This is a genomic window from Anoxybacillus sp. ST4 (genome assembly GCF_019448545.1).
Lineage (GTDB): Bacteria > Bacillota > Bacilli > Bacillales > Anoxybacillaceae > Anoxybacillus > Anoxybacillus pushchinoensis.
In genome coordinates, this window is sequence record NZ_JAHZOE010000005.1 from 44531 (window position 1) to 70931 (window position 26401).

Sequence of the window (26401 nt, forward strand, 5' to 3'; positions counted from 1 at the left end):
TCAACCACCTACTTATGCGAAAAATGCCGTTACCGCCTGTTCCATTTCGTCACCGTAGTTTGCATTTCCTTTAATGTTTTCAATTAAATATGCCATTTCTTCATGAATTCCATCTAATGCGATCGTCGTATCGCTCCCGACAAGAAATACGGGCTCTTTTGTCGCGAGCACCTCCTTCAGCGCCCCCCAAACGTTTTTTGGCATGACGACATAAACGAACGCATCTTCTGCCTCTAATATGTATATGAACGCACATTCGTCTGAATCAACAAGCATATGCTGTCTCGGCTGAAGACCTTGAAGCGACGCATCGCACATCATCATCCAACCACGTTCTTGTCTTTCTGCTGCATGTACATATATTTTCATTTCCTTTCCTCCATCATCTATGATGTCCGCCTTTATTTTACCACATTTCGCCTAACGATGTTCACTAGTTGCACTTTTTCGCATATATGTCGATAATAAAAGATAGACATGACGCAAGGGAGCAAAAAGAAAGATGAAACGGGAATTAGAAATTGAATTTAAAAACGTGTTGACGGCTGAAGAATTTTCCCGCTTAACGAACGCATTTTGCGTGCGCGATGAAGAATGGAGCGTGCAACAAAATTATTATTTTGATACGCCCGACTTTCAATTAAAACAACAAAAAAGCGCATTACGCATTCGTTTTAAAAATGGGACATATACATTAACATTAAAACAACCACATGAAGACGGGTTATTAGAGACGCATGAGCCTCTCACCGCACAAATGGCGACGTCGCTTATTGCAGGAGAGCAACCGCTTGCGGGCGATATGGCGCGCACGCTACAATCGCTTCACATTGACCCGGCAGCTGTCGTTTGCTTTGGCGCACTCACTACTCACCGCGTCGAACGGGCGTACAAAAACGGCACGCTCGTGTTCGATTACAGTGAATATATGAACGTGTCTGACTATGAAATCGAATATGAAGCAAATGATCGCGTACAAGGCGAAAACACATTTATGGAGCTATTACAGTCGTTTCATATTCCAAAGCGGCAAACGAAAAATAAAATTGAACGATTTTACGAAGCAAAATACGAAACGGAGCGATCGTCATGAACGTGCAACAAATTAAATTGCTTTTAGAGCTACAAGCGTTGCAACATTTACAAGGAAAAAAAGAAGCGCCAACGACATCGTTTCACGATCTTTTTCGCGAGTTGTTAACAACCGAAACAGACGGAGAAACAGAAACGATACGTCCATCACTTCCAATGATGACAAGCGCTGAAACGAAAGCGCCGACATACGAAGAAAAGCCGCTTCAAAAACAGGCGATTCATCAATGGATTGACGAGGCGGCAACAAAATACGATGTCGATCCGAATCTCGTTTATGCGATCATTCGCCATGAATCAAACTTTCATCCACAAGCAAAAAGCCGGGCTGGTGCGATGGGGCTCATGCAGTTAATGCCGAGCACGGCGCGCATGTTAGGCGTAACTGATGCGTTTGACCCGCAGCAAAACATTGAAGGGGGCACGAAATATATACGCCAACTTCTTGACCGTTATGACGGCAACATTGCGCTTGCCCTTGCAGCATATAACGCAGGGCCGGGCAACGTCGATAAGTACGGCGGCATTCCGCCTTTTCGTGAAACGATGAGCTACGTCAAAAAAGTCATGCAAACGTATTACTCCGCAAGTCGCATCGTTTGAGATGAAAGAACGTCGTTGTTACAATATTGATATATTTCGGCAAAGGAGTTTTCAATATGTTTCAATCCCCTTATGAAGCGCTTGGAGGCGAACAAGTTATCTCAAAACTCGTTGATGCATTTTACGAACGAGTGGCGAAACATCCCGACTTAGCGCCTATTTTCCCGACAGACTTAACAGAAACAGCGCGAAAACAAAAACAATTTTTAACGCAATATTTAGGCGGGCCTCCGCTTTATACAGCTGAACATGGACATCCGATGTTGCGCGCTCGCCACTTGCCATTTCCGATTACGCCGACGCGCGCAAAAGCGTGGCTTGCTTGCATGCATGAAGCGATGGACGCGATCGGCTTGCAAGGGCCGGTGCGAGATGAATTGTATCAACGGCTTATTTTAACTGCCCAACATATGATTAATACGCCAGAAGACGAGCGAAAGGAGCATGACGGTGAATGAAAAAGTAGTCGCTACGCAAGAAGGAACGACAAAGCAAAAACAATTAGAAATTTACTTATTTGTCGATCCTCTTTGCCCGGACTGTTGGGCGCTTGAACCTGTGTTGAAAAAACTGTGGATCGAATACGGGCAATATTTTACGTTGCGCCACGTATTAACAGGACAGCTAGATAGACTGAACGGCGCAAATTATAAACGAATTGACCGGCATGCGACGCGCATCGGCATCGCCTGTGACGATCGCATTTCCCTGCAAGCACCATTGCCGATTCCATACGTCGCCTCGCTTGCCGTCAAGGCAGCAGAACTGCAAGGAAGGCAAGCGAGCATTCGCTTTTTACGACAACTGCAAGAAATTGTATTTCTTCAAGGGAAAACGATCACAAACACAGGTACGCTCATTCAATGCGCGATTGACGCCGGCTTAGACGTACAAGAATTTATAAAAGACTTATCTTCACCGAGTGCGGTCAAGGCGTTTCAATGCGATTTAAAAATTAGTGCGGAAATGGACGTTCGCGAAGTTCCAACGCTCGTCTTTTTTAATGAAAACATTGAAGAGGAAGGCATTAAAATTTCAGGCTGTTATCCGTACGATGTATACGTCGATTTAATCCATGAAATGCTCGGATTTCATCCTCAACCGTCTCCGCTTCCACCGATGGAACAGTTTTTGCATCATGCCCAGTTCGTCACAACGGATGACATTGCGATGGTGTACAACATGCCACATTGTAAAGCAGAATGCGAGTTAAAAAAGTTGCGCCTGAAACGAAAAGTAGAAAAAGTCGGCTCGTTTTGGAAGTGGGTTGACAAAGAAAAAGGACCCGGCATTTAGCCGAGTCCTTTTTCTTTGTCATAAAGACAACAAAGGGGATGGGAGAAATTTTTCACGGTCAAACAAAGGGGTATAAGTTTGTTTGATTGTGATTCACTTCACGTTTATATATTAACAAACTCTTTTATGTCTTGACAAGTGTTTTGTTTGCTTGTTCACACATTTGTCATAATTATTTTCGCGCTTGCTTATTATGAATAAGTAAGGGGGGATCAGCATGTTCGCGTTGCATATCGTCTGGATCATCGTCGCATGGATCATTCATTTTTTTGCATTAATGCGCTTATTTCCGCTGCTCATCTCAACTCCGTTTTTATTTCTTTCTCTCTTTTCGTTTTTTACGTATCTTAACAACCGCCACCGCTTTCGCGGATTTCATTGAAAAAGACGAAACGTAAAAACCGAAAGAACGCTGTATGTACAACATTCTTTCGGTTTTTGTTTTGACGTATTTAGACAGCTTTTATAATAGCTGTTCAAGTTCTTGCAGTTTTTGTTCAAACACGTAGCAAGCTTGTTCAATTGGATGTGGAGACGTCATGTCGACTCCCGCTTTTTTCAACACTTCAATCGGATAGTCCGAGCTTCCAGCTTTTAAAAATTCAATATATCGCCCAACTGCTCGCTCGCCTTCTTCTAAAATTTGTTTACTTAACGCTGTTGCCGCGCTAAAACCTGTCGCATATTGGTACACGTAATAATTGTAATAAAAATGCGGAATGCGCGCCCATTCTAATCCGATTTCTTCGTCGATGACGACGCCATCTCCAAAGTACGTTTTGTTTAGCTCGTAATATTTTTCCGTCAACACTTGCGCTGTCAGCGCCTCACCGTTTTGTACCATTTGGTGAATCATATGTTCAAACTCAGCAAACATCGTCTGGCGGAAAACGGTGCCGCGGAACGTCTCTAAATAATGATTTAATAAATACAACCGTTTTTTCTCATCATCGATCGTTTTTAATAAATAGTCGTTCAATAGCGCCTCGTTGCACGTTGACGCCACTTCCGCAACGAAAATGGAATAGTTTCCGTACGGATACGGTTGGAATTTGCGCGTATAGTAACTATGCACGGAATGTCCGAATTCATGCGCCAACGTAAATAAGTTGTTTACATTATCTTGCCAGTTCATTAAAATGTACGGGTTCGTTCCATATGCGCCCGACGAATACGCTCCGCTCCGCTTGCCGCGCGTTTCTTGCACATCGACCCATCGGTTGTCAAACCCTTCTTTGACGATCGCAATATACTCGTCCCCGAGCGGCGAAAGTCCTTTTAACAATATCTCTTTTGCTTCTTCGTACGTCACTTTCATATCGACTTGTTTCACAAGCGGTGTATATAAGTCATACATGTGCAACTCGTCTAATCCGAGCACGCGCTTACGCAAATGAACGTAACGATGTAAAAGCGGCAAATATCGGTGAATCGTTTCAATTAAGTTATCGTACACCGTCTCTGGAATTTGATTTTTGCTTAATGCCGCCTCGCGCGCTGAACGGTAGTTGCGCACGCGCGCAAAAAAGTTATTTCGCTTTACCGCCCCGCTTAACGTGCTCGCAAACGTATTTTCATATTTGCGATATGTATCATATACCGCTTTAAACGCATCGTGACGGACGCGGCGATCTTCGCTTTCAAGAAAACGAATGTAACGGCCGTGCGTCACTTCCACTTCTTCCCCGTTTTCATCTTTAATCGTCGGAAAACGTAAATCGGCATTGTTCAACGCCCCAAACGTATTGCTTGGCGCGTTCATCACTTCCGCTGCCTGCGCAAGCAACGCCTCCTCTTTTTCCGATAACACGTGCGGGCGTTGGCGATTCATTTCATCTAACTCATGTTCATACAACCGGAGCGGTTCATATTGTTGTAAAAACGTGCGCAACACGTCTTCATCTAACGCTAAAATTTCCGGCACGATAAACGCCATCACATTGCCTGCTTCAGCATACAAACTTTCCGCTCTCGTTTCAAACGCTTGATAAAACGAATTGGCCGTATCTTCATCATGGCGCATATGCGCATATGCGTATAACTTTCCTAAACGAAACAATACGTGATCGCGATATTGAAGCGCTTCATATAACGTTTGCGCGCTCTCTCCAAGCTTCCCTTTATACTCCGAAAATTTCGGAAGAAGCGCTGCAATCGCTTGAAACTCCTCTTCCCACTGTTCATCTGTTGCGAAAATATCTTCTAAACGCCACGTATACTGTACGGGAACGTCTTTGCGTGTCGGCAATGTTTTTGCCATATTTCTCACCTCTTGCCTTAAAAATGTTTACTTATATATTATTCTCGTTTTATAAAAAAATCCTCTTTTTTGCTTACAATTCGTCGCAACACGTCTTCATCTCCCTTCATCGCTTCTTCGATCGTGCTTGGCAGCGACCATGAGCGAATGCGTTGAAACGAGCTTTTTCCAACTTTTTTTAAAAAGCGAAGCGACACGAGCGCATGCAAATAGTCCATGAGCGCATAGGAATAATGACTTGTTGTCACGAGCGGCAGTTGGCGAACGCGAACGATATTTTGACGAATGAAACGTTGCAATTGTTCATATAATTGATGAAACGAAAACGTCACATGAAGTGGAACGGCCATCATCTCCATTAACATATACGTCTGCCAAATAAACGGAGGGGTTTCAAACCAATACGAATGGCGAAGCGGAATGCCCGCCTCGTGCGGAAACAACGATGGCGTCATATGGGCATTGTACACGATGTGGCAAAATGTACGGTTCGTTCGGTAATATAGAGGAGATAGCCGCCATTGTTTCTTTTTCATGTTCCAAGCGTAAAAAAGCGTGTCAGCTTGTGGTCGGGGCGTCATGTGAAGGAAAGTAAATGACATCGCATGAAGCGGAACGGTCGTCCATTGGCCGTATGCGAGCGTTGCTGATAGCGGAATGAGATGATGAAGAAATGAAAATTGTTTACGGATCGGGCAATAAAACGTGATCGTCCCGTTGTCATTGAAAAAAAGCCATGAAAAAGAAGATAACTGAAACAGCAAACCGCGGCGCTGAAGGTAGGATCGGTGAAGAATCCAAACCGGAACGATGTTTGCACACATATACGCTTTCGTTCGTTTCATAAACGACGACATCGGGATGAGTGAACATTGATATTCGAGCGCATACATCTTTTCCTTATACGATACAAACACATCTGGACGCTGTTGAATATGCGGCAAATATTTTTCTACTTCCGCTTTCAACGGTCCGCCTTTCACCCATTCGTACAGCTGTTGTTTCCCTTGTAAATGGGCAGCGGTTTCCCGCTCCGTTTCAATGACGCATCTCGTTTCGTGGGCAAAATGCGGCATTCGTTTTTTTCCAATTTTCAATTGCACGCGCCCAAAACAAACGGGACAAATAAACGACTTTGTCTCACGCCATCGTTGGAGCTGCTCGACCGTCCAGCCGTCCAATAGCGAACATACTTCTCCATTTTCGAATAACGCAATAAACATATCATCTCCCCTTTCTCCTACATTTTTTTCACCAAATGTTCCTTTTCTCCTGCAAAGAAAACAAAAATAGGGGAACAACTAAATTTATTGAATTAGGCGTTTTTTATTTCCCTTCTTTCACATTTTGTCATACAATAGAAGTACAAGATGTGGAATGAGGGCGAATGCTCGGGGGTGAATTCCCTTCCTGATTGGATCATTGTAGAAGGGAGCTGAGGAACATGGAAATCGAACGCATCAACGAATATACGTTAAAGTTATATATATCGTACGGCGACATTGAAGAGCGCGGATTTGATCGCGAAGAAATTTGGTTTAATCGCGAGCGAAGCGAAGAATTATTTTGGGAGATGATGGATGAAATTCATCAAGAAGTGGAACTTTATTTAGAAGGCCCGCTCTGGATTCAAGTGCATGCAGTGGAAAAAGGGATAGAAGTATTTGTTACGAAAGCGCAAATTTCAAAAGACGGAACAAAGCTCGAATTGCCTATTCTCGATGAACGGTTTAAAGACTTGCCTGTCGATGAAAAAATCGAGCAAATATTAGACCAACATTTTAACATGATTAAAGCCGCATCGACAGCGCCCGAAAATCCACTTCAGTTCGTCATTCGCTTTAAAACGATCGAGGACGTCATCTCGTTAGCGCATCGTCGCGATTTTTCAACGTTAAACAACCGGCTATTCGCGCTAGAAAACAAATATTATTTATACGTCGAATTTACGGAAGATGATCATGACCACGACATTGATAATATGCTAAGCATATTGCTTGAATACGGGCAAGATTCCCAAATGACGATTCATCGTCTCGAAGAATACGGAAAAACGATTATTGCCGAACAGGCGCTAACGATGATCGCTAAACATTTTCCAAACTAATACGCCGATTTCAATCGATTGAAATCGGCTTTTTTTTCGCAAGGGTTAGGTGAACGACAAATGAGAAACGCCTTAAAAGTTGCAATCTTTTTGCTTGCTTTCATCGGGATATTAGCTGTGACAAAAGATCATTGGGAAGGCTGGCTGCTCGGGACGTTCAGCTTATTCGTCACCTTGTCGGTCATTTTCATTTCGTTTGTCATCTTTTTAGAAAATCGTCATCCGACGAAGACGCTCACATGGCTCGTTGTATTTGGCAGCTTTCCGCTCGTCGGCTTCATTTTTTATTTGTTGTTCGGTCAAAACTATCGGAAAAAGCGGCTATTTCGAAAAAAAGCGTTGCTCGATGAACAAACGTTTCGCAAAATGGAAACGAATCGACATCACGACCGAAAGCTATATATGAAGCCTCACCAACAACCGTTGTTGCAGCTTGCGAAACGGCTGACGAAAGAGACGATTTCAACCGCTACGCAAACGCGCGTCTTAACGAACGGAGAAGAAACGTTTGCCGCTATTTTTGCCGAATTGGAAAAAGCAGAACATCATATTCATCTTGAATATTATATTGTCCGCGATGACGACATCGGTCAGCGCTTAAAACAAATATTAATGAACAAGGCGAAAAAAGGGGTGCACGTCCGCTTTTTATACGATGCGGTTGGAAGCTGGAAACTATCGAAAACATACATACACGACTTGCGCGAGGCTGGCGTGGACATCGTTCCGTTCTCCCCTGTTCGCCTGCCGTTTTTAAACAATACGATTAACTTCCGCAACCATCGAAAAATTATCGTCATTGATGGAAAAGTCGGCTTTGTCGGCGGCTTAAATATCGGGGACGAATATTTAGGAAAAAACGAATATTTCGGGTTTTGGCGCGATACGCATTTATTCGTTTACGGAGAAGCGGTTCGCACGTTGCAGCTCATCTTCTTGCAAGATTGGTATTACATGACTGGGCAAACGTTGTTGACGATGAACTATTTACATGCGCCTACAGTGCATGATCATCATCTTGGCGGCGTTCAACTTGTAGCAGGCGGACCAGATACGAAATGGGAAGTGCTGAAACATTTATTTTTTGCGATGATTACATCAGCACAGCGCTCCATTTGGATCGCCTCCCCATACTTCATTCCGGATGAAGATATTTTGACGGCGTTAAAAGTAGCGGCATTAAGCGGAATTGATGTGCGGCTTCTCGTTCCGAAGCGCCCTGATAAAAAAATCGTTTTTTACGCTTCTCGCTCGTATTTCCCTGAACTGCTAGAAGCGGGAGCGACCATTTATGAATACGAAAAAGGATTTATGCACAGCAAAATTATCGTTGTTGACGGCGAACTCGCGTCGATCGGCACAGCGAATATGGATATGCGCAGCTTCCATTTAAACTTTGAAGTGAATGCGTTTTTATATCAAACACCGAGCGTCCAAACGTTAGTCGATGACTTTTTAAACGACTTTCGCGATTCAACGCAAATCGATAAAAAACAATTTCAACATCGCCCGCTTTGGATGCGGCTCGCCGAGTCGACTGCTCGCCTCCTTTCGCCGCTATTGTAAAAAGGCTTAGCGTTTATGCTAAGCCTTTACTGTTGACGAGCTGTTGTGCCTGACGCAATTGATACGTCCGCACTTTTCTCGGTAAAAAGCGGCGAATTTCATCTTCGTTGTAACCAACTTGCAGGCGCTTCTCGTCCATGATAATCGGACGGCGCAACAGTCCTGGATGTTGGCGAATAATTTCATATAAATCTTGTAGCGGCAATGAATCGACTTGGATGTTTAGCTTTTGAAAAATTTTCGATCTCGTCGAAATAATTTCGTCTGTCCCGTTTTCGGTCATGCGCAAAATGCCTTTAATTTCTTCAATCGTTAACGGTTCCGCGAAAATGTTACGCTCTTTATACGGAATGTTATGCTCTTCTAACCACGCTTTTGCTTTTCGGCAAGACGTACAACTTGGCGATGAATACACGATCACCATATATAAATCACTCCCTTAAAAATGGGTTGCTGGAATACATTTCTGTATTAAAACACATCTTATTTTAAAATGACTTTAAAAAACTCTACAACGTACATTATACAACAAAAAAGTTTAGAAAGATACACCTTTTTTAGCTTCCACACATATTTATACGGTTGTCCAATACGAACGGTTTCATTTTTCGTTGCGTTCATTTGAAATTTTCTCTACAATAAAAATAGACATGGCAAACAAAGGGGGAAATGACATGGCGCAATTTTTTATTGACTTTACGATTGTTGCCATTTTAGTTATCGGTATCACAGCGCTTATGGGCGTCATTTTAAACGGCATCGGAGAAAACGTATTTGGCGGACGAAAAAAGCGACTACATACAGCGATGAGCGAACATGTGCAAACAGGATGGAAAATGGTCGGCGGCAAAAAAGCTTCGAGATAATCTCGGAGCTTTTTTTAAAAACGAAATAGTCAAATGAATCAAAATATTGTATAATACTTTAGTGCATCAAACGAAAAAAGCTAATCTCTCGAAAGCCGAGAGATTAGCTGTACATCGCCTTATATGTTTCGTACTCTGCTTCAGAGCAGTAAACGAAATGGCCTGGCGTAATTTCGCGCATGCGCACATCTTCGCCTTCTTTATAGTTATGTTGTGACGGGTCGTAAATAATCCGTTTTCGCGTCCGCTCTGTTTCTGGATCTGGATGTGGAATCGCAGAAAGGAGCGATTTTGTATACGGATGAATCGGATTGCGATACAGTTCTTCTGCATCGGCAAGCTCAACCATTTTTCCGAAATACATAACACCGATGCGATCGCTAATGTATTTCACCATCGACAAGTCGTGGGCGATAAATAAATACGTCAATCCTTTTTCGCGTTGCAACTTTTTCATTAAGTTGACAACTTGCGCTTGAATCGATACGTCTAACGCCGAAATGGGCTCATCGGCAATAATAAACTCTGGCTCAACCGCAAGCGCGCGCGCAATGCCGATCCGTTGACGCTGACCACCTGAAAACTCATGCGGATAACGGTTCGCATGTTCACGGTTCAATCCGACCGTCTCAAGCAGTTCATATACGCGGTTCATGCGCTCTTCTTTCGACGATGCTAAGCCGTGAATATCGATTCCTTCTGCAATAATATCCGCAACAGTCATTCGCGGGTTTAATGACGCATACGGATCTTGGAAAATCATTTGCATTTTTCGTTTTAATTCTTTCGCTTCTTTCGATGATTTTTTCCGATGCACACTTAACCCGTTAAACAACACTTCTCCGCCTGTTGCCTCATATAGCCCAATAATCGTGCGTCCTGTCGTTGACTTTCCGCAACCCGATTCGCCAACGAGACCGAGCGTTTCTCCTTTATAAATATCAAACGTCACATCGTCAACCGCTTTAACGACTTGACCTTTACCGACTTTAAAATATTGTTTTAAGTTTTTCACTTCAACGAGTTTGTTCATCGCTTCTCCCCTCCTCGATCTTTCGTTAATGCTTCGAACTTTTTCATCCGTTCACGAACGACCTTCGGAGGTTCGACTTTCGGTGCGTTTGGGTGAAGCAACCATGTTGCGGCATAGTGCGTATCAGACACTTGAAACATCGGCGGCTCCATTTCGTAATCAATTTTTAGCGCATATGCATTACGAGGCGCGAACGCATCGCCTTTTGGCGGATTTAATAAGTCTGGTGGCGTTCCTGGAATAGAGTACAATTCTTCATCTCCGTGCTCTAAGCTTGGCATCGACGCAAGTAGCCCCCACGTATACGGATGTTTCGGATTGTAGAAAATTTCATCGACTGTTCCTTTTTCAACAATTTTTCCCGCATACATGACCGCCACACGATCCGCCACATTTGCGACAACACCTAAATCGTGCGTAATGAAAATAATCGATGTTCCTGTCTTTTTCTGAATGTCTTTAATGAGCTCTAAAATTTGTGCTTGAATCGTCACGTCTAGCGCAGTTGTCGGTTCGTCCGCAATTAACACTTTCGGATTGCAAGCAAGCGCGATCGCAATGACGATCCGTTGGCGCATACCGCCTGATAATTGATGCGGATATTGTTTAAAACGAAGCGCTGGCTCTTTAATGCCGACAAGGTCAAGCAATTCAATGGCGCGCGCTTTCGCTTCTGCTTTTGTCATTTGTTGATGTTTTAACAATACTTCTGTAATTTGTTTTCCGATCGTCATCGTCGGGTTTAACGCTGTCATCGGATCTTGGAAAATCATTGAAATTTCTGCTCCGCGCACACGTTGCATTTCTTTTTCAGACAGCTTTGTCAAATCGCGGCCTTCTAATAAAATTTGACCTTGCTTAATTTTTGCTGGCGGCATCGGAAGTAGACGCATGAGCGCTTTCGATGTCACCGATTTTCCTGAACCAGACTCCCCAACGATCGCAAGCGTTTCTCCTTTGTACAAGTCAAACGATACACCGCGTACAGCTTGTACTTCTCCACCGTACACATCAAACGAAATATGCAAATCTTTTACCTCAAGTACCTTCTCCATTGTTCCACCTCCTCTATTTACGCATTTTCGGATCAAGCGCATCGCGCAAACCATCTGCTAATAAGTTAAAGCTTAAAATAAGCAAGCTAATGACAAACGCTGGAATCATCATTAAATGCGGGAACGTTTGGATCGACTTATAACCGTCATTTACAAGGGAACCGAGCGACGCTTCTGGTGGACGAATACCGAGTCCAATAAAGCTTAAAAACGCTTCTGTGAAAATGGCGCTCGGAATTGTAAACATCGTCGTAATAATAATTGGACCAACGACGTTCGGAAGCAAATGTTTGCCGATAATGCGCGCATCTGACGCTCCGAGCGTACGTGCTGCTAGTACGTATTCCATATTTTTCAACTTTAAAATTTGTCCACGCACAATGCGCGCCATCGTCACCCAACCGGTAATAACCATCGCCATCGTAATCGAAATAATTCCCGGCTCAAATACGAGAATAAATAAAATAACGACAATTAAGTTCGGGATACCGACTAATACTTCAATAATGCGCTGCATAATATTGTCGACGCGTCCTCCGTAAAAACCGGACACACCACCGTAAATAATTCCAATTAACAAGTCAATGGTTGCAGCTAACACCCCGATATATAACGAAATACGGGCACCATACCACGTACGTGTCCATAAATCGCGACCGAGGTCATCGGTTCCAAACCAATAGTACTCTTTTACACCACGCTTTTCATATACGTTAATGCCGTTCATATCTTTTCCGTTAAATGGAAGCCAATCAATATGTTCTAACACCGGGATACGCGGTGGTAATTTCGCATGACTTAAATTTTGTTGTTTGTACGTACGATCGCTCATGATCGGTGCAAAAATAGCCATCAACGTAATGGCAATAATCATGATTAGTCCGAAAACAGCACCTTTATTTTTTCTTAATCGAAGCCAAGCGTCTTGTAAAAACGTTAAGCTTGGACGATTAATTTTTTCCATATCACCTTGACGCTCTGTCGCTAGCTCAAACAACTCAGGAGATAGTTGCTTTTCTGTCATTATTTTTTCCCTCCCGCCAAACGAATTCGCGGATCAATTAAGCCGTAAAGCACGTCCACAATAAAAATAACAAAAATAAATAACGCACTATAGAAAATAGTCGTTCCCATAATGACCGGATAGTCATTTAAGTTAATGGAACGAACGAACTGTTCCCCTAAACCAGGGACAGCAAAAATTTGCTCAATGACAAGTGTTCCTGTCATTAAGTTAACAGCCATCGGACCAAGAATTGTAATAATTGGAATCATTGCATTTCGCAATCCGTGTTTAAAAATGACGCCAAAGCCGCTAATTCCTTTTGCACGCGCTGTTAAAATATAGTCCGAACCGAGCACTTCTAACATTTCTGTACGCATAAAGCGCGCGATGCTCGCGATAACGAATACGGATAACGCTAGCGTTGGCATGATCGTGTACTCAAAACCATCCCAAAACGCAACAGGAAGTAATTTTAATTTTACACCGATGTAATATTGCAACAATCCACCGAATACAAATGATGGAATGGAAATACCTAAAACAGCTAACACCGTTGCTCCATAGTCAACCGCTGTGTTGTGACGAACAGCAGCGATCACACCGAGCAAAATACCAACAATTGTCCCGAATACGAGCGCTTGAAAACCGAGTTGTGCCGATGGCCCAATGCGATCACCAATAAGCTGTGTGACTGGGCGGTTATCATATTGGAAGGAAACTCCTAAATCACCTTTTACTAAATTGCCTAAATAACGAACGTATTGAACAGGAACTGGATCATTTAAACCATACTTTTCTAAAATGATTTTTTGTTGTTCTGGTGATAGCTTCTCTTGATTTTGGAGGGGGGAACCTGGGAGAAGCTTCATTAAAAAGAACGTGGCTGTTGCAATAATAAATAGCGTAATAATCATATAAATAAGACGTTGCAACGTATATCGTGCCATATCGCACACCTCCTTACAAAATTAAAAACTTTTTGAAATTTTACTGATTAGCAGGCAAAAGGAGAGTATATGCTTTCGCACATATACTCTCCTTTCTTTTTCGATTACTCGATATAAGCCCACTTATAGCTATTGTCTGGACCAAATGGATGATCAACGATACCTTTCACGTATTCACGCTCTAAGTACGCTGCACCACGTTGGTACATTGGCGCGATAACTGCCTCATCTAACAAGATTTTCTCAGCTTTTACCATCGCATCCCAACGAGCTTGCAAGTCAGAAAGAAGCGTTGTTTTCGCATCTTTTACAAGTTGGTCGTACTCCGCATTTGACCAACCAGTTTGGTTGTGAGCACCGTTTGTGACAAACATATCGATGAATGTCATTGGATCTTGATAGTCTGGACCCCAACCAGCAAATGAAAGCTCATATTGCATTTTGCTTTCAAGATCAAGTTTTTGTTTAAATGGTTGTTGTTTAATGTTAATTGTTAAGCCTGGTAAGTTTGTCTCAAGTTGCTCTTTCAAAAATTCACCGATTTTCTTCGCGCTTTCAGAGTCGTAGTTTAACAATTCAAGCGTAACTTTGTCTTTGCCAAGCTCTTTTTTCGCTTGTTCCCAATATTTTTTCGCTTCTTCAGCGTTGAATTTCACTAAGTCGCCATTTTCTTCACGGAAGTCTTTTCCGTTCGGACCTGTAACGAATCCTTCTGGAACGAAGTAGTTCGCTGCTTTAGAACCGTTGTTTAAAATCGTCGCAACCATCGCTTCTTTATCGAAGCCCATCGCAATCGCTTTGCGAGCATTTACGTTTTTCAACACTTCATTCTTTTGGTTCATACGAATGAAGAATAATACTGGTTCAGATTTTGTTTTAAAGTTTTTGTCGCTGCTATATTTGTCAACAAACTCTGCACTTAAACCGACGCGGTCTGCTTTGTTTGTTTCATACAAGTTTACACCTGTTGCTACATCTTTTACGATGTTGAAGTTAATTGTTTCAAGTTTAACTGTTTGTGCATCCCAATATTGCTCGTTTTTCTTTAATTGGAAGCTTTGTTCATGTTTCCACTCGCTTAATACGAACGGACCGTTGTAAATTGTTGTGTTTGCTTCAAGACCGTATTTGTCCCCTTGCTCTTTCACATACTTTTCGTTTTGTGGATAGAACGTAGGGAATGCTAATAAGCTTAAGAAGTATGGAATTGGGTTTTTCAATTCAACTTGTAACGTTTTTTCGTCAACTGCTTTGACGCCTAATTGGTCAACAGGCACTTTTCCTGTATTGACTTCTTCAGCGTTTTTAATATCGTACATAATGTACGCATACTCAGCACCTGTGTTCGGATCAAGCGCTTTTCTCCAAGCATATACGAAATCGTTTGCCGTTACAGGCTCGCCGTTTGACCATTTTGCATCGCGAAGTTTGAATGTGTACACTTTTCCATCTTCGCTTACTTCATAGCTTTCAGCCATTCCTGGCGTAGGCTCGTTGTTTTGGTCTAAACGGTATAACCCTTCAAATACGTTGTTCATGACGCGGAATGACACGCTGTCCGTCGCTAACGTAGAGTCTAATGAAGGAATTTCAGAAGTTTCTAACAAGTTCAATACTTGCTCTTTTGCCGGCTCTTCTTGAGCTGGCTTTTCGCCTTCATTGGCAGTCTTGTCTTCTTCTTTTTTGCCGCCACACGCTGCTAAAAACGTGGACAGAGCAAGAAGAAGAGCGAAAAAGATGGATAACTTTTTCTTCATGCGAGTTTCCCCCTCATCTGTTTATTGTATTTATTTCCATCTTCTGATTTATCAGAAGATTTGAAACACAAGGACATTATATAACGAATTAATATATTTGAAAAGATTTTTTAAAAACTTTTTTTAAATTTTCTAACATTTTGGAGGAATGTCAGGTTTGTTTACATTTAAGTGAAATCAGCTTGATGACTATTTTATTCGTTTTATTGTCATTTGTAAATAGAAAATTTACACTTTTTTTAGTATAATACTTTACAGCGATTAAGTACGAAAGGTGGATGAGTTGTGAAAAAGCTAGTCGTGACAAGCTTTCTCGTCTTTTTTATTGCGCTAACAGTTGCACTTTTTTCTGCACATAGATGGCTTACTTTTATTAACGTTTCGTTTCTCCTCGCTCAACCGCTCATCATCATCGGTGGCTTACGGTTCATTTATGAACGAGGATTTTTCGATGTAACGATCGCGAGTTTTAAGCGGTTGTTTCGCTCACCTGTCGAGCGTTATTATGCCCAAGACGAACATGATGATGAAACAAAAACGCAGTGGGGTGCTCCCTTTTTTTTCGCTGGACTATTCGTAACGTTCATGACGCTCATTTTGTCATACGTTTATTGACATAAAAAAACGAACACCATATAATGTTTTAAAAAACCGATGCGATGACGAAGAATAGTACATATGACGAGGCGTTCAGAGAGCTTGTGGACGGTGCGAACAAGCCGCTAGTTGTATGGAATGGGCTTTCGAGCATTCAAGCTGAACAAAAAGTAGGCTTGGACGGTTGCCTTCCGTTACAAAGGCGCCATGCGTAAAGCATGGGCAAAGTGATTGTCGACATGACAATAACTAGGGTGGCACCACGGTTCTATCGTCCCTACAGATGATAGAACCTTTTTTATTTAGATTTAGAAAATAAAAAGGAGTGATTCGATGAAAACGATTTTTTCTGGCATTCAGCCGAGCGGCGTCATTACGCTCGGGAACTATATCGGAGCGATGAAACAATTTGTTGAACTGCAACACGACTACAACTGCTACTTTTGCATCGTCGATCAACATGCGATTACCGTTCCGCAAGATCGGCTAGCGCTCCGTAAAAACATTCGCAGTTTAGCTGCATTTTATTTAGCGGTCGGCATTGATCCGAACAAATCAACGTTGTTTATCCAGTCAGAAGTTCCTGCGCATGCACAAGCAGGTTGGATTTTACAATGCATCGCCTACATCGGCGAATTGGAGCGCATGACGCAATTTAAAGATAAATCAGCAGGAAAAGAAGCGGTCAGCGCCGGATTGTTAACGTACCCACCACTTATGGCAGCGGACATTTTACTTTACTCGACAGACATCGTTCCTGTTGGTGAAGATCAAAAACAACATATTGAGTTGACACGCGATTTAGCGGAGCGATTCAATAAACGATACGGCGACATTTTCACGATCCCAGAAGCGCGCATTCCGAAAATCGGAGCACGCATTATGTCGCTCACCGATCCGATGAAAAAAATGAGCAAATCCGATCCGAATCAAAAATCGTACATTACGCTGCTTGATGATGCGAAAACGATCGAGAAAAAAGTAAAAAGTGCTGTTACCGACTCAGAAGGCGTCATTCGTTACGATAAAGAAAATAAACCGGGCGTATCGAACTTATTAACGATTTACTCCATTTTGGCGAACGAACCGATCGAACAGCTAGAAGCGCGCTATGCTGGAAAAGGATATGGGGAGTTTAAAGCAGATGTCGCAGAAGCGATTATTAACACCTTAACACCAATTCAAGAAAAATATTATGAGCTCATGGAAAGCACAAAATTAGACGATATTTTAGACGAAGGTGCCGAAAAAGCAAATCGCGTCGCAAGCAAAATGTTAAAGAAAATGGAAAACGCCATCGGCTTAGGTAGAAAAAGAAAATAAAAAACTCAGCTCCGTGTAGGGCTGAGTTTTTTTAATTGACTTTCGGTTCTTGTTCCATTTCCCATAGTTTTTCGAAAAACGGTTGCCCTTTCACGAGCCGCTCGCATAAATGAGCGTGTCGTTCGGACCAACCGTATTTCGCTTCTTCATACAAGCCATTCCACGCTTCTTCAAATGACATTTGCTGAATATACGCATACTTCTCCGGCGCCCATTCCGTATACCAATAGCGCACTTCTGCCGCATTTTTCATTCCATACAGCTGGTCGAGCGCCATAAATAACAGCTGCTTCAATTGCCGCTCTTTCCGTGTCAATCCGCTCATAAGCGCCGGATGCGGCGATAAAATATGATACTCTCTTTCACTTTGTTCAAACGGATATAGACGCACATCTTGCTCTTTCACCATGTCGTACACGAGTTGTTCTTGGCGCGGAATCAGTCGGCTTTTGCGAATCGGAATATGATAGCCAATCGTATCAATTGCAATAATTTCATAACCATCTGTAGCGATAAAACAATATTCAAGCTGAATACGCTCATGATTTTTACGTACGTACGCTTTTTGATGCACATCTTCAAGCAGCGCCTTCGGAATTTCAGACAAACTATTTTCCAAGTAGTGAAACAGTTGCGTGCTCACTTTTAACACGGGCACTTGATCTAACAACTCAATCGCATCATCTTTTCTCCATTCGTAAAAATGGCAAACGTTATATCCGTTTTCTTCTCCTTCAAACCAATTCACCCAAACATCGTGAAGATATAACATGCATAACCCCTCACTTCGAACGATTTGTTCACAGTATGGTCAGAGGTTGCTCATTTTATTCCATTTCACCCTAAATTTAACCATCATCATGTGAAGGAAAAAAAATGCTTAACCACGTAATGAACAACCCGATCGGAAGAAAATAACATTCTACTTTTGTGCTAATAAATATAACGTATTCTTTCCAGTCTGAACGTGAGGCGATGATATTTAAATATGCAATCATCGTCGTTCCACCGACGACCGACATGCCAAACCCGAGCAAATAAAAAAAGAAACGCATATATAAGTCCCCCTTGTCCACTACTATATGTATGAACAATAGGACGAACGATGCGTTACAACAAAAAAATTTCTTCCGACGGCATAGCAAATAGCTCAATCATCGTCTTTTTTGTCAACGCCCGCTTCACAATTTCATACCCGACTGCATAGCCAAGCATGCGCGGATAAAATGATAACCCGTATAAAATGGCACGATAGCGCGCATCATTAGGGCGAAGCGACATGTTTGGAACGATCCATTTTTTCGTAAACTGCTTCAGTTGCTCTTCTGTGTAATATGTCGTCCATTTAGCGACATATTCGCTCCCAAGCCGTTCGTATACCGCATGTTCTGCCAATCCTTCCATAACGATACGGTCAATGAGCGTATATTCTCGTTCATCTTTCGGATCAACGTGTAGACGACAAACGTGATGATATTCGTGAATGAGGAGGGCATAAATATGTTCGTTGGACAGATGAGGGAGTAAAAATAAAAATAGCTGATCGCGAAAAGCGACGCCTGATTTTCCGCCAAACTCGTGTTGAAGTGTACGATTCGTTGCATCTGCAGGGAAAATATAAATCGGCACATCTGGGCCGTTCCACTCTTTTTTTAGCTCCGCAAACTTTTTCGCAACAAACGCCCAAACGTTTTTTTGTTCTAGCTGTTTCATGATCTCGCGTTGATTGCGCCGCGCCATGCCGTGCGTAAATAAATGACGTTGCACGTCCTCTTTTATTTTTTCGCGCCATAAATCGCGTTCAAACCAATGTTTCGTATTTACAACCCCCATGATTTTTCCTCCTTTCGTCATTGCATTGTACGACAAGCGAAAAGAAAACGTGAAAAAAGGATGAGGGTGTCCTCATCCTTCGTACGCTTTAAAAATAATTGTTGCATTATGTCCACCAAAGCCGAGCGAGTTGCTTAATACCGCACGCACATGTTGTTTACGCGCCACGTTTGGCACGTAATCTAAGTCGCATTCTGGGTCTGGCGTTTCGTAGTTGATCGTCGGCGGAATGATGTTATCGTAAATGGATAAAACAGAGAAAATTGCTTCAACAGCACCCGCTGCTCCAAGCAAATGGCCCGTCATCGATTTCGTCGAGCTGACAGCTAGTTTGTATGCGTGTTCGCCAAATACTTCTTTAATCGCCATCGTTTCATATTTATCGTTATATTCCGTGCTCGTGCCGTGCGCATTAATGTAGTCGATGTCCTCTGGCTGCATATTCGCATCATGAAGCGCTTGGCGCATCGCACGCACGCCGCCTTCTCCCCCCGGCGCTGGAGCGGTAATATGATACGCATCGCCTGTCGCACCGTAGCCCACAATTTCAGCATAAATGCGCGCACCGCGTTTTAACGCATGTTCTAGTTCTTCTAAAATAATAATGCCAGCCCCTTCGCCCATAATAAATCCGTCGCGGTGTTGATCAAACGGACGGCACGCCGTTTTTGGGTCGGGGTTAAACGAGAGCGCTTTCGCTGCGCTAAACCCGGCAAACGCCATATGTGTAATTGGCGCTTCTGTTCCGCCTGTAATCATCACATCGGCATCGCCACGCTCAATGACTTTAAACGCATCGCCAATCGAGTTCGTTCCTGTCGCACAAGCGGTGACGGTACATGAGTTTATTCCTTTTGCCCCAAGCATAATCGACACTTGCCCTGCCGCCATATCAGGAATCATCATCGGAACGAAAAACGGGCTCACGCGGCGATATCCTTTTTCTAAAAACGTCTTCAGCTGTTCTTCGTACGTTTCCATCCCGCCGATGCCTGAACCGATCCAGACGCCAACGCGCGTCGCATTTTCCTCTGTAATTTGTAAACTCGCATCTTTGACTGCCATCATCGATGCAGCGACCGCATATTGCGTAAATCGGTCCATTTTGCGCGCTTCTTTTTTATCGATAAATTGTTCCACTTGAAAATCTTTCACTTCCGCTGCTACTTTCGCAGGAAAATCGTCCGCATTCAACCGTGTGAGCGGACCGATGCCGGATTGTCCAGCAACGATGTTTTTCCATGTCGTTTCAACATCATTTCCTAACGGTGTGACAGCCCCTAATCCCGTGACGACGACTCGTCTTTTTTTCACCACTCATCACTCCTTTGTTTCATCATACCATCGTTATTTGCCCCAGCGCAATGCAATCGCGCCCCACGTTAATCCACCGCCAAATCCAACCATAATGATGAGATCACCATCTTGAATGCGTCCAGCTTCCACTTCTTCTACAAGTGAAATCGGAATGGAAGCAGCGGATGTATTTCCGTATTTATTCACTGTAATCGACATGCGCTCCACAGGAAGTTCGAGCCGTTCCCGCGCCGCCTCCATAATGCGAATGTTCGCTTGATGCGGAATTAAAAAATCGACGTCCGCTTTCGTCAATCCTGCTTTTTCTAATACGCGAATGCATGACTCGCCCATTTGGCGCACCGCAAACTTAAACACTTCCCGTCCGTTCATGACAATATGATCGTCTTGATATAAATATTTTCCCCCCGTACCGTCTGCCCCAAGTTCAAACGATACGATGCCGCGACCTTCTGAAACTTTCCCCATGACAACTGCTCCTGCACCGTCTCCAAACAGCACCGCTGTATTTCGATCGCTCCAATCGACGATTTTTGATAATTTCTCTACACCGACGACAAGCACGTATTTATACGTATTTGTTTCAATAAACTGCTTCGCGGTCACCATCGCATACATAAACCCTGCACATGCCGCGCTTACGTCAAGCGCGGCTGCATGCATCGCCCCAAGCTTTTCTTGCAACATACATGCAACGGACGGAAAAGGGCGATCTGGCGTCACCGTCGCCACTAAAATGAGATCAATTTGTTCAGGGGAAATGCCAGCATCATCAAGAGCGCGCTTCGCTGCGATATAACCCATATCGGACGTATCTATATCGTCTGAAGCAATACGACGCTCTTCAATCCCTGTGCGCGTCCGAATCCATTCATCTGACGTATCCATTCGTTGTTCTAATTCTTTATTCGTCACAATACGTTCCGGCAAATATCGTCCAATTCCAATAATTCCTGCACTCACGGAAATATCGTCTCCTTTTATTATCAAACTTTATTACTTGGTACTAATTTTACTTTCTTTTTTCTTTTCATGCAATAAAAAAATGAGGCGCTTACTCGACACCTCATTTACTCATTCGGCAATTTTTCTGTTGCTTTATATCGTTTAATTGCTTTTGTTATTTTTTGTTGGAAAGGCTTATCGACAAGCGGGCTAAACGTTCCGAGTTCGACGACACCGTCTTGAAAATCGACATATGTCGTTCCAGACGTTAATTCCCCATCGATGAACTTTTTCGCCACAAGTTCATATAGCGCATCGACATGTTGGACGGTGCTCGTTAGTACCGTTCGTTCCCCTAAATCTGCTTGATCCGTTACGTAACCAATCGCATAAAGACCGTGTTCTTTCATTTTTTCAATAACCGGTACACTAAATTTATCGCCGGCTGGATATATGACATCCACCCCTTCGGCAATCATTCGTTCGGCAATGGCTATGGCCGTATCGACGTCGTCCCAATGTTGTACATATTCCACGTCGACATTCGCATTTTCGTTCTCATGTAAAGCCCCTTCAAAAAAACCGTCCACTTCCGGCTGCCATTCAAATGCGGCAATGACGCCAATTTTGTTCGTCTTCGTCATATGCCCCGCCACCATGCCGCCAAAAAAACCCATCGCATGTCCTGCGAAATTGAAGCTCGTTACATTTTTCTTTTTCGCCTCTCCGTTAAAAAACACAAAATGAATGTTCGGATATTGATCTGCGATGTCATCGAAATACTCCCCATACTCGCTTCCATGTCCAAAAATTAAATGGACTCCTTTTTGGTGAAATTGTTTCACCGCCTGTGCCGTCGCTGCTTTTGAGTTTACCCCTTCGCGATAAAACACTTCGGCATCAAACTTCGCTTGAATACGAAGCAATCCTTTATACCCTTTCGTTCCCCACACTTGATCATCAATTGTATCTGAAACGAGCAAACCAACTTTTTGTACATTTCCCGATGATAATTTTGCAGGAGCGCAAGAAGATAAAATAAAAAGTAGTGCAAAAATAAAATACGTATATCGCCTCATCAACATGGAACACTCCTTTTTCTGTCTCATTTTTTATTTTACTTGCTTCCTTTCCTATCGGTAAAGAAAAAATCCCCACAGCTATGGGGACTATACATCGCTATATTGTTCATAAAACGCATGAATGGCTTGCGCAAACGTATATGTTTTTTCAGGCAAATGATATGAAACAGGCACGCCAAACGTTTGCGCATACGCTCTTGCATGAAGCGTTGGAGGATATGGATTCACTCCTGACACTTGCCAAATTTTTATCGGCACAATCGGTGCGGAAAGCGGAGGAATGTTCGGTTCCTCTTCGGTTGTTCCATACGCTTGTTTTAATTGACGCAACATCCGCTTATAAAAAAATTTATGCTCTTTTTCATGTTGGATTTGCGCCTGTAAATGTAAACAAGGATTTAATAGGGCAATTGCCCGTATTTGACGGTGTAAATCGTTCATCAACTGCAAGGCGACAAGCGCCCCCATTCCTTCTGCCAACACATAAATGCGCTCATTTAAAATTTCCGTTTTCAGCACATAATAAATGAGCTGTTTCGCTAGTTTGACGGCTTTTGGACTTCCCCAATTCGCTCCGTACAAATGCGAGTAGAAAATCGTATACCCATGTTGTAACAAATCGTTTAACAGCTTATTTTTTCCAACATGTTGCATCCATAAACTCGTTTTTTCATCGACGAAGTGGGAGACATCTCCTAAAATAAGTAAACCAAATCCGTTTGGCCGATCTGGAATATGAATCGCACACCATTGCTCGCTAAATTGGAAAAATCGTTGCTTCTCTGTCATCATCGTCCACCTTACGCACATCATTGTACAATATATCGTATGCGATTTTCTTTTGCGTGTACTAGGCGTTGCAATTTTTCATTTTCGTCTATTCACCATTTATGTTAAGATAAAAAAAGAGCGTAAAGGAGGGAGTTACATGCGTATTTTTTGGACGTTTTTCTGGACGTTTTTATTAGTAAATATGGTGACATACGTCGTCAGCTCGATGATCGGCGTTGCGTACCATTTCGAAACAGGCACGACGCTCGCCGTCATTGCAACCGTTCTCATTTTATTGATCGCCCAACTCATTCCGAACGACCCTGTGCATCATTAAAAAAGGATAAACGGCATACGTCCGTTTATCCTTTTTTTACGACGAATTCGTCGCCTTCGATATCGATTGTAACGGTGCTGTAATCTCCAATACGTCCGGCAATGATTTCACGCGCAAGCTTCGTTTCAATATGTTTTTGAATAAACCGTTTGAGCGGACGGGCGCCGTATATCGGATCAAACCCGTGCGTCGCAATATACGTTTTTGCTTCGTCCGTTAACGTGACCGTCATATGCCGCTCTGCTAATCGCTCCTCTAATTGTTTCATAAACTTATCCACAATGCTTTTCACTTCGCGTGCGGTTAGCGGTTTAAATAGTACAATATCGTCCACCCGGTTTAAAAACTCTGGTCTAAAATGCGCTCGCAATTGTTTCAACACTTGTTCACGCGATTCTTCGTTTATGTCTCCGTGCGCATCGACCGCTTCTAACAACGTATGCGAGCCAATATTTGACGTCATAATGACGACCGTATTTTTAAAATCGACCGTTCTTCCTTGCGAATCCGTCATGCGACCGTCATCTAACATTTGCAGTAAAATGTTAAACACTTCTGGATGCGCTTTTTCGATTTCATCAAGCAAAATGACAGCATACGGCTTTCTGCGCACCGCTTCCGTCAGCTGTCCACCTTCTTCATAGCCAACGTATCCTGGAGGCGCCCCGATTAAACGAGAAACGGCGTGTTTTTCCATATATTCCGACATATCGATGCGAATAATCTGTTCTTCGCTATCGAAAAGCGCTTCCGCTAATGCCTTCGCCAATTCTGTTTTTCCGACACCTGTCGGACCGAGGAAAAGAAATGAACCAATCGGACGATTCGGATCTTTCATGCCTGCGCGTGCGCGCAACACCGCATCGCTCACAAGTTCCACCGCCTCGTCTTGTCCGATGACGCGCTCATGTAAAATGTCAGTTAACCGCAACAACTTTTCGCGCTCGCCTTCAACAAGTTTTGTCATCGGAATGCCCGTCCATTTGGATACGATTGCCGCAATTTCTTCTTCGGTCACTTCTTCACGCAACAATCGTCTTTCTTTTTCGCTTTGTTCAAGTTGTTTTAATTCCTTTTCAAGTTGCGGAATGCGGCCGTGGCGCAATTCTGCCGCTTTATTTAAATCGTAGTTGTTTTCCGCTTCTTCTAGTTCGCGCTTTGCTTTTTCTAACTGTTCACGGAGCGCGCGCACGTGTTGAATCGCTTCTTTTTCTTTTTCCCATTGCGCTTTCATCGCGTTCGCTTTTTCGCGCAAATTCGCAAGTTCTTGCGACAACGCTTGCAAGCGCTGTTTGCTCGCTTCATCTTGCTCTTTTTTCAACGCCGCTTCTTCAATTTCAAGCTGCATCATTTTTCGCATCACTTCATCTAACTCTGTCGGCATCGAATCGATTTCCGTACGAATCATCGCGCACGCTTCATCGACTAAGTCAATCGCTTTATCAGGCAAAAAGCGATCAGAAATGTACCGATCGGATAACGTCGCCGCCGCAACGAGCGCCCCATCATGAATGTTCACGCCGTGATGAATTTCGAACCGCTCTTTTAAGCCGCGCAAAATCGAAATCGTATCTTCGACCGTCGGCTCTTGAACGAGCACTTGTTGGAAACGGCGTTCGAGCGCGGGGTCTTTTTCAATATATTGACGATATTCATCAAGCGTCGTTGCCCCAATGCAATGCAATTCTCCGCGCGCAAGCATCGGCTTTAACATATTGCCTGCATCAAGCGCCCCATCCGTCCGTCCCGCGCCGACGATCGTATGTAGCTCGTCAATAAATAAAATGATTCTCCCTTCGCTTTTTTTCACTTCATTTAATACGGCTTTTAACCGTTCCTCAAACTCTCCGCGAAACTTCGCCCCTGCAATAAGGGCGCTCATATCTAGCGCAAAAATTGTTTTATCTTTTAACCCTTCTGGCACATCTTTGCGCACGATACGTTGGGCAAGCCCCTCAACGATCGCCGTTTTTCCAACGCCCGGCTCTCCAATTAAAACAGGATTGTTTTTCGTTTTGCGCGATAAAATGCGAATGACGCGGCGAATTTCGCTATCTCGGCCGATGACTGGATCAATTTTTCCGGCTTTCACTTCCGCGACTAAATCGCGGCCGTATTTTTGCAAAGCTTCATATGTCGCTTCCGGATTTGGACTAACCACGCGTTGATTCCCCCTTATTTCCATAATCGTTTGCAATAGTTTTTCTCGCTCGACCCCATGGCGTGACAATATATGTTTCGCTTCTTTGTCGTCAACGAGCGCAAGCAACAAGTGCTCAACGGATATATATTCATCTTTCATTTGTTTCGCTTCTTGTTCCGCCCGAAGAAGCCATTGTTGCAAACGGCTCGTGACGTATATTTTCCCGGCTTCCGAACTAGAAATCACTTGCGGTTTTTTGTTGAGCTGTTTGCTCCATTCGTCTAACAAATTTGAAACGGGAACAGACATTTTTTCATAAATGCGCCGTGCAAGCCCATCTTCTTGCTCGAAAAGCGCTACACAAACGTGTTCAACGTCCACTTCTTGATGTTGTTTCTCTGTTGCTAACGATTGTGCTCGCATAAACGCCTCTTGCACTTTTTCCGTCATTTGTTGCATATTCAT

28 protein-coding genes and 1 other annotated feature are annotated in these 26401 nt (G+C 43.3%); of the genes, 11 read left to right on the plus strand and 17 right to left on the minus strand.

Annotation, left to right across the window (positions count from 1 at the left end):
• Positions 1-12: 12 nt before the first annotated feature.
• Positions 13-369 carry a UPF0738 family protein gene (locus K1I44_RS05555; RefSeq protein WP_003395360.1) on the minus strand — a complete coding sequence of 119 codons (357 nt, stop codon included), beginning with the start codon at positions 367-369 and terminating at the stop codon, positions 13-15.
• Positions 370-502: 133 nt separating this feature from the next.
• Here K1I44_RS05555 and K1I44_RS05560 point away from each other — a divergent pair, with 133 nt between their 5' ends.
• From K1I44_RS05560 to K1I44_RS05580, 5 genes are all read left to right on the plus strand, one after another.
• Positions 503-1093, plus strand: a complete 591-nt coding sequence (locus K1I44_RS05560; RefSeq protein ID WP_219985531.1) for a CYTH domain-containing protein — start codon at positions 503-505, stop codon at positions 1091-1093.
• Positions 1090-1695, plus strand: coding sequence for a lytic transglycosylase domain-containing protein (locus K1I44_RS05565; protein ID WP_219985532.1), 606 nt, complete (start codon positions 1090-1092; stop codon positions 1693-1695). The genes K1I44_RS05560 and K1I44_RS05565 overlap by 4 nt, the downstream gene beginning before the upstream one ends.
• Positions 1696-1751: 56 nt before the next feature.
• On the plus strand, positions 1752-2153 hold the full coding sequence (locus K1I44_RS05570) for a globin domain-containing protein (RefSeq protein ID WP_219985533.1): 402 nt from the start codon (positions 1752-1754) through the stop codon (positions 2151-2153).
• Positions 2140-2991, plus strand: a complete 852-nt coding sequence (locus K1I44_RS05575) for a ClpXP adapter SpxH family protein (protein WP_219985534.1) — start codon at positions 2140-2142, stop codon at positions 2989-2991. Before K1I44_RS05570 ends, K1I44_RS05575 begins: the two co-directional genes overlap by 14 nt.
• A gap of 217 nt (positions 2992-3208) precedes the next feature.
• Positions 3209-3373: a hypothetical protein gene (locus tag K1I44_RS05580; protein ID WP_003395371.1), complete on the plus strand. Its 165-nt coding sequence runs from the start codon at positions 3209-3211 to the stop codon at positions 3371-3373.
• A gap of 81 nt (positions 3374-3454) precedes the next feature.
• Here the strand turns inward: K1I44_RS05580 and pepF are convergent, their stop codons facing one another.
• Together pepF and K1I44_RS05590 are read right to left on the minus strand one after the other, a co-directional pair.
• A complete protein-coding gene (gene pepF, locus K1I44_RS05585) occupies positions 3455-5251 on the minus strand; it encodes an oligoendopeptidase F (protein WP_003395372.1) in 1797 nt (598 codons plus the stop codon).
• 38 nt (positions 5252-5289) lie between these two features.
• Positions 5290-6474: a competence protein CoiA gene (locus tag K1I44_RS05590; RefSeq protein WP_219985535.1), complete on the minus strand. Its 1185-nt coding sequence runs from the start codon at positions 6472-6474 to the stop codon at positions 5290-5292.
• Positions 6475-6695: 221 nt separating this feature from the next.
• Between K1I44_RS05590 and mecA the strand changes: the two genes are divergently transcribed.
• Positions 6696-7358: an adaptor protein MecA gene (gene mecA, locus K1I44_RS05595; RefSeq protein WP_003395376.1), complete on the plus strand. Its 663-nt coding sequence runs from the start codon at positions 6696-6698 to the stop codon at positions 7356-7358.
• A 60-nt stretch (positions 7359-7418) separates the two neighbouring features.
• Positions 7419-8924, plus strand: coding sequence for a cardiolipin synthase (cls, locus tag K1I44_RS05600; protein ID WP_219985536.1), 1506 nt, complete (start codon positions 7419-7421; stop codon positions 8922-8924).
• A 13-nt stretch (positions 8925-8937) separates the two neighbouring features.
• On the opposite strand, the gene spxA is transcribed toward cls, so the two are convergent.
• Positions 8938-9348: a transcriptional regulator SpxA gene (gene spxA / locus K1I44_RS05605; RefSeq protein WP_003395380.1), complete on the minus strand. Its 411-nt coding sequence runs from the start codon at positions 9346-9348 to the stop codon at positions 8938-8940.
• A 250-nt stretch (positions 9349-9598) separates the two neighbouring features.
• Between spxA and K1I44_RS05610 the strand changes: the two genes are divergently transcribed.
• Positions 9599-9790 carry a hypothetical protein gene (locus tag K1I44_RS05610; protein WP_042894256.1) on the plus strand — a complete coding sequence of 64 codons (192 nt, stop codon included), beginning with the start codon at positions 9599-9601 and terminating at the stop codon, positions 9788-9790.
• A gap of 103 nt (positions 9791-9893) precedes the next feature.
• Here K1I44_RS05610 and K1I44_RS05615 read toward each other — a convergent pair whose 3' ends face one another.
• The 5 genes from K1I44_RS05615 to K1I44_RS05635 form a co-directional block, all read right to left on the minus strand.
• Entirely contained in the window at positions 9894-10823 is a 930-nt protein-coding gene (locus tag K1I44_RS05615) for an ABC transporter ATP-binding protein (RefSeq protein ID WP_219985537.1), read from the minus strand.
• Positions 10820-11878, minus strand: a complete 1059-nt coding sequence (locus K1I44_RS05620; protein WP_219985538.1) for an ABC transporter ATP-binding protein — start codon at positions 11876-11878, stop codon at positions 10820-10822. The genes K1I44_RS05615 and K1I44_RS05620 overlap by 4 nt, the downstream gene beginning before the upstream one ends.
• Before the next feature lie 13 nt (positions 11879-11891).
• The gene (opp3C, locus tag K1I44_RS05625) at positions 11892-12902 is read right to left on the minus strand and encodes an oligopeptide ABC transporter permease (protein ID WP_255573238.1); all 1011 of its coding nucleotides are present in this window, start codon (positions 12900-12902) and stop codon (positions 11892-11894) included.
• Positions 12902-13831, minus strand: coding sequence for an oligopeptide ABC transporter permease (gene opp3b, locus K1I44_RS05630; protein WP_003395390.1), 930 nt, complete (start codon positions 13829-13831; stop codon positions 12902-12904). The genes opp3C and opp3b overlap by 1 nt, the downstream gene beginning before the upstream one ends.
• A gap of 104 nt (positions 13832-13935) precedes the next feature.
• A complete protein-coding gene (locus K1I44_RS05635; protein ID WP_219985539.1) occupies positions 13936-15588 on the minus strand; it encodes a peptide ABC transporter substrate-binding protein in 1653 nt (550 codons plus the stop codon).
• Between the two features lie 285 nt (positions 15589-15873).
• On the opposite strand from K1I44_RS05635, the gene K1I44_RS05640 reads away from it, so the two are divergent.
• On the plus strand, positions 15874-16203 hold the full coding sequence (locus tag K1I44_RS05640; protein WP_219985540.1) for a DUF3899 domain-containing protein: 330 nt from the start codon (positions 15874-15876) through the stop codon (positions 16201-16203).
• Between the two features lie 35 nt (positions 16204-16238).
• Positions 16239-16467, plus strand: a binding site (T-box leader).
• A gap of 51 nt (positions 16468-16518) precedes the next feature.
• Positions 16519-17508, plus strand: a complete 990-nt coding sequence (gene trpS, locus K1I44_RS05645; RefSeq protein WP_219985541.1) for a tryptophan--tRNA ligase — start codon at positions 16519-16521, stop codon at positions 17506-17508.
• A 31-nt stretch (positions 17509-17539) separates the two neighbouring features.
• Here trpS and K1I44_RS05650 read toward each other — a convergent pair whose 3' ends face one another.
• The 7 genes from K1I44_RS05650 to K1I44_RS05680 form a co-directional block, all read right to left on the minus strand.
• The gene (locus K1I44_RS05650) at positions 17540-18280 is read right to left on the minus strand and encodes a YjbA family protein (protein ID WP_219985542.1); all 741 of its coding nucleotides are present in this window, start codon (positions 18278-18280) and stop codon (positions 17540-17542) included.
• Between the two features lie 76 nt (positions 18281-18356).
• Positions 18357-18563 (minus strand): YuzI family membrane protein, encoded by a 207-nt coding sequence (locus tag K1I44_RS05655; protein ID WP_003395399.1) that lies wholly within the window; start codon positions 18561-18563, stop codon positions 18357-18359.
• A gap of 55 nt (positions 18564-18618) precedes the next feature.
• Positions 18619-19341, minus strand: a complete 723-nt coding sequence (locus tag K1I44_RS05660; RefSeq protein ID WP_003395402.1) for a DUF2268 domain-containing putative Zn-dependent protease — start codon at positions 19339-19341, stop codon at positions 18619-18621.
• A 72-nt stretch (positions 19342-19413) separates the two neighbouring features.
• The gene (gene fabF, locus K1I44_RS05665) at positions 19414-20655 is read right to left on the minus strand and encodes a beta-ketoacyl-ACP synthase II (protein WP_219985543.1); all 1242 of its coding nucleotides are present in this window, start codon (positions 20653-20655) and stop codon (positions 19414-19416) included.
• 33 nt (positions 20656-20688) lie between these two features.
• Positions 20689-21621: a beta-ketoacyl-ACP synthase III gene (locus K1I44_RS05670; protein WP_219985544.1), complete on the minus strand. Its 933-nt coding sequence runs from the start codon at positions 21619-21621 to the stop codon at positions 20689-20691.
• 107 nt (positions 21622-21728) lie between these two features.
• Positions 21729-22688, minus strand: a complete 960-nt coding sequence (locus K1I44_RS05675; protein WP_304511208.1) for a BMP family ABC transporter substrate-binding protein — start codon at positions 22686-22688, stop codon at positions 21729-21731.
• A gap of 84 nt (positions 22689-22772) precedes the next feature.
• The gene (locus tag K1I44_RS05680; protein WP_219985545.1) at positions 22773-23474 is read right to left on the minus strand and encodes a hypothetical protein; all 702 of its coding nucleotides are present in this window, start codon (positions 23472-23474) and stop codon (positions 22773-22775) included.
• A 139-nt stretch (positions 23475-23613) separates the two neighbouring features.
• Here K1I44_RS05680 and K1I44_RS05685 point away from each other — a divergent pair, with 139 nt between their 5' ends.
• A complete protein-coding gene (locus K1I44_RS05685; RefSeq protein ID WP_219985546.1) occupies positions 23614-23793 on the plus strand; it encodes a YjzD family protein in 180 nt (59 codons plus the stop codon).
• A gap of 25 nt (positions 23794-23818) precedes the next feature.
• On the opposite strand, the gene clpB is transcribed toward K1I44_RS05685, so the two are convergent.
• Positions 23819-26401, minus strand: coding sequence for an ATP-dependent chaperone ClpB (gene clpB, locus K1I44_RS05690; RefSeq protein WP_219985547.1), 2583 nt, complete (start codon positions 26399-26401; stop codon positions 23819-23821).